This is a genomic window from Sphingomonas sp. (genome assembly GCF_035758555.1).
Taxonomy (GTDB): domain Bacteria; phylum Pseudomonadota; class Alphaproteobacteria; order Sphingomonadales; family Sphingomonadaceae; genus Sphingomonas_B.
In genome coordinates, this window is sequence record NZ_DASTXI010000132.1 from 21,242 (window position 1) to 28,009 (window position 6,768).

The 6,768-nt window shown below is 66.2% G+C and carries 5 protein-coding genes and 1 pseudogene; 5 read left to right on the forward strand and 1 reads right to left on the reverse strand.

The genetic code is table 11. The features are described 5' to 3' along the window. The first annotated feature begins 8 nt into the window (after positions 1 to 8). Both VFT73_RS08205 and VFT73_RS08210 read left to right on the forward strand, forming a co-directional pair. The gene (locus tag VFT73_RS08205; RefSeq protein WP_326409772.1) at positions 9 to 1,859 is read left to right on the forward strand and encodes a toll/interleukin-1 receptor domain-containing protein; all 1,851 of its coding nucleotides are present in this window, start codon (positions 9 to 11) and stop codon (positions 1,857 to 1,859) included. Between the two features lie 175 nt (positions 1,860 to 2,034). Next, the gene (locus tag VFT73_RS08210; RefSeq protein WP_326409773.1) at positions 2,035 to 3,009 is read left to right on the forward strand and encodes a PEPxxWA-CTERM sorting domain-containing protein; all 975 of its coding nucleotides are present in this window, start codon (positions 2,035 to 2,037) and stop codon (positions 3,007 to 3,009) included. 15 nt (positions 3,010 to 3,024) lie between these two features. On the opposite strand, the gene VFT73_RS08215 is transcribed toward VFT73_RS08210, so the two are convergent. Beyond that, positions 3,025 to 4,827, reverse strand: a complete 1,803-nt coding sequence (locus VFT73_RS08215; RefSeq protein ID WP_326409775.1) for an adenylate/guanylate cyclase domain-containing protein — start codon at positions 4,825 to 4,827, stop codon at positions 3,025 to 3,027. 268 nt (positions 4,828 to 5,095) lie between these two features. Between VFT73_RS08215 and VFT73_RS08220 the strand changes: the two are divergent. The 3 genes and pseudogenes from VFT73_RS08220 to VFT73_RS08230 form a co-directional block, all read left to right on the forward strand. Continuing rightward, a pseudogene (locus VFT73_RS08220) lies at positions 5,096 to 5,397 on the forward strand (multicopper oxidase domain-containing protein); the annotation flags it as partial. Between the two features lie 11 nt (positions 5,398 to 5,408). Then, entirely contained in the window at positions 5,409 to 5,765 is a 357-nt protein-coding gene (locus VFT73_RS08225; RefSeq protein ID WP_326409778.1) for a hypothetical protein, read from the forward strand. Between the two features lie 75 nt (positions 5,766 to 5,840). Further along, positions 5,841 to 6,014 (forward strand): copper resistance protein B, encoded by a 174-nt coding sequence (locus VFT73_RS08230; protein WP_326409777.1) that lies wholly within the window; start codon positions 5,841 to 5,843, stop codon positions 6,012 to 6,014. Positions 6,015 to 6,768 lie beyond the last annotated feature (754 nt).

A 6,768-nucleotide genomic window follows, 5' to 3' on the forward strand; every position in this document is an offset into this window, starting at 1 on the left:
TTGCGGGGATGACCAAATACGCGGCGTTCATCAGCTATAGCCATGCGGACCAGGTCGCCGCGCGGTGGCTGCACCAGGCGCTGGAAACCTACCGGCTTCCGCGCGCGCTGATCGGCACGCCGTCGGAATTCGGTCCCGTCCCCCGCCGCCTGCCGCCCGTGTTCCGCGACCGCGACGAGCTGCCGGCGAGCGGCGATCTGGGCGAGAAGCTGCGCAACGCCCTGGCCGACTCGCGTTTCCAGATCGTTCTGTGCAGTCCGCGCGCCGCCCAGTCGAAATGGGTGAACGAGGAAATCCTCACCTTCAAGCGCATCCATGGCGAGGCACGGACGCTGGCGGTGATCCTCTCCGGCGAGCCCTATGCCGGCGGCGACACCGAGTGCTTCCCGCCGGCGCTGCGCTTTCATCTGGCGCCGGACGGGTCGCTGTCCGACGTTCCAGCGGAACCGATCGCGGCGGATCTGCGCGCGGGCAAGGACGGCAAGCGCCTCGCGCTGCTGAAGCTTGTCGCAGGCATCGCCGACGTCAGGCTGGATTCGCTGGTCAGGCGCGATGCGGCGCGGCGCCAGCGCCGGCTGATGTGGATCACCGGCGCGTCGCTGTTCATCATGATGCTGACCATCGGCCTTGCGATCTATGCCGAGAGCCAGCGGCGGGTGGCGGTGCAGCAGCAATTGCTTGCCAATCGCAGCCTCGATTTCCTGATCGGCACGTTCGAGATCGCCAATCCGGCGACCGAGAACCCCCGTACCATCACTGCGCTCACCATCCTGAACCGCGCCAGCCGCCGCGCCGGCGTCGAGCTGAAGGGCGAACCGGCGGTCAGCGCACGGCTGTTGAGGGCAACGGGGGAAATCTACTTCAACCTGGGCCTCCCCCGCGAAGCCGAACGCGATTTGAAGTCCGCTCTCGCCCGCGAACCCGAACAGGGCGAGGAGCGCGCGCGCACGCTGCTGAAGCTCGCGACGATCGCGTATAAGCGCGGCGACCTCGACGAGACGCGCAGGCGGATCGATGCCGCGGCAACGTCCTATTCCAAGCGCGCCTCCTATGCGCCCGAGCTCGATGCCGAGGTGCTGGAGCAGCGCGGCATGGCCGAGATCCTCGACGGCAACTACGCCGCATCGGCGCAACTGCTGGGCGCGGCGGCGGAGCGTTACAGCCAGCTGCCCGGCGACCATACCGTCGAGCTCGGCCGGATCTGGATGAACCATGCCCAGTCGCTGGTCCGGCTGAAGCGCTTCGACGAGGCCGATCGCCTGTTCGCGCGCGCCCTGGCCCGATATTCGGCGGCGTTCGGCACCGATCATCTGCTCACCGCAACCGCCTATCAGAACCGGGCACTTGCGGATTTCGAACGGGGCGAGACCGCGCGCGCATCGGCGGGGATCAGGCGGGCAGTCGCGATCTACGACCATGTTCTTGAAGGCGACCATCCGACGATCGGCGCGGCCTTGATTCTGATGGGGCGGATCCGCACGGCACGCGGCGATATCGACGGCGCGCTGGCGGCGCTCGATCGGGCGCGCGGGCTTTACGCGCGGCTCTATGGCCCCAGAAACCCGGCGGTCGGCGATGTCGACTTCTACGCGGCGGAGGCGGAAGCGAAGAAAGGCGCGACGGATGCGGCGCTGGCACGGCTCGCGCGGACCAAGGCCATCTACGACGCCAATTACGGGCCGGTCGATCCGGACCAGGTGGAGCTGCTGACCCTGCGGTCGCGCATCCTTGCCGCCGCGGGGCGAACGGCCCAGGCGGGGCGCGACTGTCAGGCTGCGTCCGCCATTCAGCGCAAGCTGCAACCACCCGGCCCGAAGCTGACCGCTGCCGATTGCAGCGTCGAAATCGCCGGCCGGTAGGTCGACTCCATCCTATCCCGAATAGTGAATTAAGTGTAAAAGACCCCTTCAAGTAAGGGGGTTTCGTATCATGCGCGCAACGACAGTTGGTCGAACCTCTCGGCGCGGCCTGGGAGGTTTTTGTCTTCCGATTCTGACACTAACGGCGCTTTGGGCAACATCGGCCGGTGCGGCCGTGACCGAATCGGTCTCTATCCAGAATCATTATGGCTATGCCGTTGGTCCTCAAGCGGCCGCAACACCCATACCGGGAGGGTCGAACGAGACCTTCTATGTCGCCTCGCAACTGCCCGGCCTGCAATCCGAGACGGGCGTGAACTACACCGCCACTGCCGACAGAACCGGCTTCTTCTTCCTGCACGACAATTATTGCGTGGGGTCGTGCAACACCTACAGCCAGACGGTCATCACCTTCACGTTGCACAACGACGGCGATTCTCCGGTCAATCTCCGGTTCGATTCGCAGATCACGCCGGGCCATATCGCACGGATTCTCGGCAACGAGGCGATGAACGGTTCGTTCGACTTCCGCGTGACCCAAAGCACGCCTGTCTCGTCGTTCGAGGACGCCGCTACGGCACCGCTGACGCTCTATAGCGCCACGGGCGGCGTGAACTCCGACGGCATCTTCCTTTCGACCGGCGATCTGGCGTTCAACGGCCTGACCGAGACCAACGACCCGGACGGCCGCTGGGAGGTTCTGGACTGGGGCACGACCAATCTGAACCTGGAGCTTGCGACGCTCGGGAGCGGACAGACGACGCAAGTGACCTATATCGCCACGTACAACACGCTCGCGACCGCCGAATGCGCGAGCGTTCTTTCCTGCCAAGGCCTGCAGGTGGTGTTCGGCGATCCGCGTAACAACGGCGGCGTCAATTTGCGCACGGACGCATCCAATCTCGACGACGCGCTGTATCCGGTGATCGGCAGGGTCTATGATCCGCACTTCGTCACCGCGCAGATCGTGTCTGCCGATACGCCGCTGCCGGGCCAGCCCGGCGCGCCGCCACCGACCAACTATGGCCCACTGTTCGATCCGCGCGTGATCGGCGTTCCGGAGCCGGGGACCTGGGCGATGATGTTCGGCGGGTTCGGGCTTATCGGCGCGTCGCTGCGGCGGCGGAAGGCGCGGCTGGCCATCGTTTAGACAAAGGCGCGGTCATCATTCGGCGACAGCCTCGGCAGCATGCAGCAGCGTGGTGCCGGGGCGCCGGCGCAGCGCATAAAGCGGATATTGGCCAAAGCCCTTGGGCAGGTCGATCTTGCCGACATAGGTCGCACTGAACCGGTCGGACGAGGTGTTTGCCAGCACGGCGGCAAGCGGCTCGCTGGCATAGACGCTGCCCGGCGGAGTCAGCGCCTCCACCCGTGCCGCGCGCGAAATCTCGGTTCCGTAGAAGGTCTCGCGGTTCGTGATCGGATCGCTACCGAAATAGACCGGCCCGAAATGAAGGCTGACGCGCATCTGCGTCGGGCGGTCGCGCCCCAGCCCCTCCGGCGCGATGCCGAGCAGCGCCGCCTGCAAGGCGAGGCCCGCGTCGGCCGCCGCTTCAGCCGAATCGAACACCGCGAACACCGCGTCGCCCCAGCTGTTCGCGAAATCGAGCGTATCGCTGTAGCGGGCGAGCACCTCGCCTGCAGTCGCCATCACCCGCGACCAGAAGTGCGGCAACCTGTCCTCGGTGATCCGCGTGAAGCCGGGAAAGTCCGCGAACATGAACGCCTTCAGGCAGCGGTCCGGCGGCGCGACCTCTCCCCCGCTATAGGCGATCGAACGGTCGAGCCCGTCGGCAGACACGACGAAGGTGGTGCCGCCGGTCGACCGCCATGCCTCCACGTCATGCCCGGTCCCGGCCGGGCCGCCCTTGGCCTTGCCGTCCCAGATCGCCAGCTGGACCGCGCGAGTACAGAGATGCGAGGCGCGGAGCCGCGCCATCCCCATGGCCACGGTCGCGCCATAGCCGAACTGGGCCGGATCATGCACGTAATTGGCAAGGGTTGCGAAGCTGATCCCCGCCGCCTGCTCGCGAACCGCGTAGTAGCGCTTCAGCCACTGGTTGCCGGCCGGCAAGACCGAACTTGCGATGAAATCGTCCTCGCGGAACGGGAAGACCAGGTTGAGCGTGGCGCCCCGCGCCAGCAGGCGTTCGGCAATGACGATATCGGCGCCCGCCGCCAATGCGCCATAGCCGAATCCGATGTTCAGCGCCTCCAGCTGCGCGTCGATTGCCGCCGCGAGCGGCGCTTCGGTCGCGGGATCTGCCCGGAAGATATGGCCGGTGAAGGTGGCGACCGCCGGCGGCGTCAGCCGGCTGATCAGCGGGCGCAGCTGATGCCCGCCCGCGCAGTGCCGGGCCAGAAGCTCGAACTGCCGCAGCGTCGTCGACCGCGCGCCGACATTGGCGCCCGGCAGGCCGAGCGCCAGCTCGATTGCTTCCATCGCTTCGGCTTCGCGGCCGAGGATGGCGAGCGCTTCGGCCTTGGTGGCGGCGCCGTAATAGTCGGCGGGGGACGCAACCGACGGCGCGCTCAGCGCCGCTTCCGCGAAAACGCAGGCCCTCTCCTCGTCGCCGGCGAGCAGGTTCAGGGTCGCCGCGTTGATCGCCGGAAACGGGTCCTGGCTACGCCGGTACGCCTCCGCATAGGCTTCGGCAGCCTGTTTCAGGCCCGAATAGGTCGCGCCGTTCTGAAGCGCCTGGTCCTTCAGCAATCGGGCGCCGAGCGACTGGCTGTCGACGTCGCCGGCCGTCGCGAGGCCGCTCTGCTGATACAGCCGCATCGCCTGCTCGGCCTCGCCCATCCGCGCCATCGCCAGCACTGCGATATAGGAAAGCTCGGCCGAGCTGCCGCTGCCTCCATCCTGCCGTGCCAGGTCGTAGGCGGACAGCAGGTCACCGCGCCCGATCGCCGCACGGGCGCGCTCGAGCAACGATGGCTGCGCCCAGACCGTCACCGATTGAGACATCCGGCGCGGTATCGGCCGCGGCCGCCGCAGCCCATATGGTTGCGATCACATCGGCAAGGCGTGCAGAAGCATCGTTGCATCGAATCATTGTTAGCGCCCCGATCGGCAATTGAACATGGAGCGGGGAAGCGGCATGTCCCGCGCTGAAACGGGGGTGCGCCTTCAAGAGAAAGCGACTTGTTGCCTCATTCCGGTCTGAGCCGCCGCGACCTGATGCGCGGTGCCGCCCTCGCCGGCGGCAGTGCCGCCATGTTCGCCCGTTTTTCCTCGCGACCTCGTCGCACTCGGCCGCAATCCCCATCCGCGCGCGCCGGAACGCTCGATCGACGTCCACCTGACCGGCTGGGGCGCCCGATCCACCTGCACGGCCATTTCCTCGAGCCTGTGACGGGCCATGGCGATCGCGCCCCGGGCAAGCACACGGTGATCGTCCAACCGGGCGGCACAATCTCGTTCGACCTGACCGCGGATGCGGTCGGCGACTGGGCATTCCACTGCCACCTGCTCTATCACATGGAAGCGGGCATGATGCGCGTCGTGAGCGTCCGCCCGCGCGAGGGCCAGGCGTGATGCGGCCTGCCATGCCGGCCGTCGTCGCTGCGGCGTTCGCGCTCGCGGCGCCCGCCGCCGCACAGGACCTTTCGATGCACGGCCAGCACAGCGGACACGAGATGCCTGCGATTCCGTCCGGCCGCGATGCGCCTGCCGCAGCCGCGCCGGCGCCGCCCACCGATCACTGCGCCGATCGCTTCTACGCGACTGCAGACATGGACCGCGCCCGCCACAGGGTGATGACGGAAATGGGCGGGCGGAGCTTCTACCAGGTGATGTTCAACCTTGCCGAATATCAGGCGCGCAAAGGCGACGACGACTATCGCTGGGACGGAAGCCTGGTTCGGCGGCGATATCGACCGGCTCGCGCCCAAGACCGAGGGTGAAGGCGAATTCGAGAGCGGGGTCGAAAGCGCCGAGATCCAGGCGCTCTACAGCCGCGCGGTCGGGCCGTATTTCAACTGCGACCAGCGCATCACCCAGCGGCTGCTCCTGCAGCCGCATCGAACTCGACTTCGCCGCCCAGGACCTGCCGGCAAACCGGATCGGCGCGGGGCTTTCCCAACGCCGAGCTCGGCCTGCGCTTCCGCTACGAAATCGCCCGCGAGTTTGCGCCCCATATCGGCGCCTCCTAGGACCGAAAGCCCGGCCACACCGTCCGCCTCGCCCGATCCGCAGGGGAGGACGCATCGGCCACGAATCTCGTACTGGGCTCCAGAATCTGGTTCGAAACCACCCGCAAGCGCTCAGCTTATCTAAGCATGGTGACCCCTACGGGAGGGGTTTCCAAGGTCCAGAAACGGCGGAAAACCGAGGATAATTCTTTCCTCAGAAACCACTGCTGTACCACGCTGCTGTACCAGTTGGGCACGCAACGAGATCGTTGAAGCACGCTAATGTGGGCGGATCAACTTGTTTTCGAGCGCGGCGGTGCTCCCATCGCAGGCGCTATCCGCCACTTTTCTTCATAAGAATAATGCCTTCTCTGACCTGGCGTGAGATTGGTCTCTCGCTGAGGCTCAATGCAGGTTCAGTCCGATCGGCGCTCGCGTGGCCGCTGTTCTATGCGGCGCCGCTCGGACGCTCGAAGCTATTGACCACGAGGGCACCGACACATCGGTAGAGCGACTTCTATTCCGCGGCTTTATGCCGGGACGCGAAGAATTATTTATGCTCGGCTTGCTCCTAGCCCTGTTCGCGTGGGCTTCCGGAGAGAATAGGCCTGTCGCCGGTGAATTACTGGGCGCTGCTGAGTTGACGCTCAAGCGAGGCAACGCGGCGCGCCACCGAGGATGCCGAATCTATGAGCATTAGCGCCTATGACGATGGCTCGTTCGGGCACTCCCGTGCCATCAGTTCCCGCTCGAATCACATGGCTAATTCAAAAAG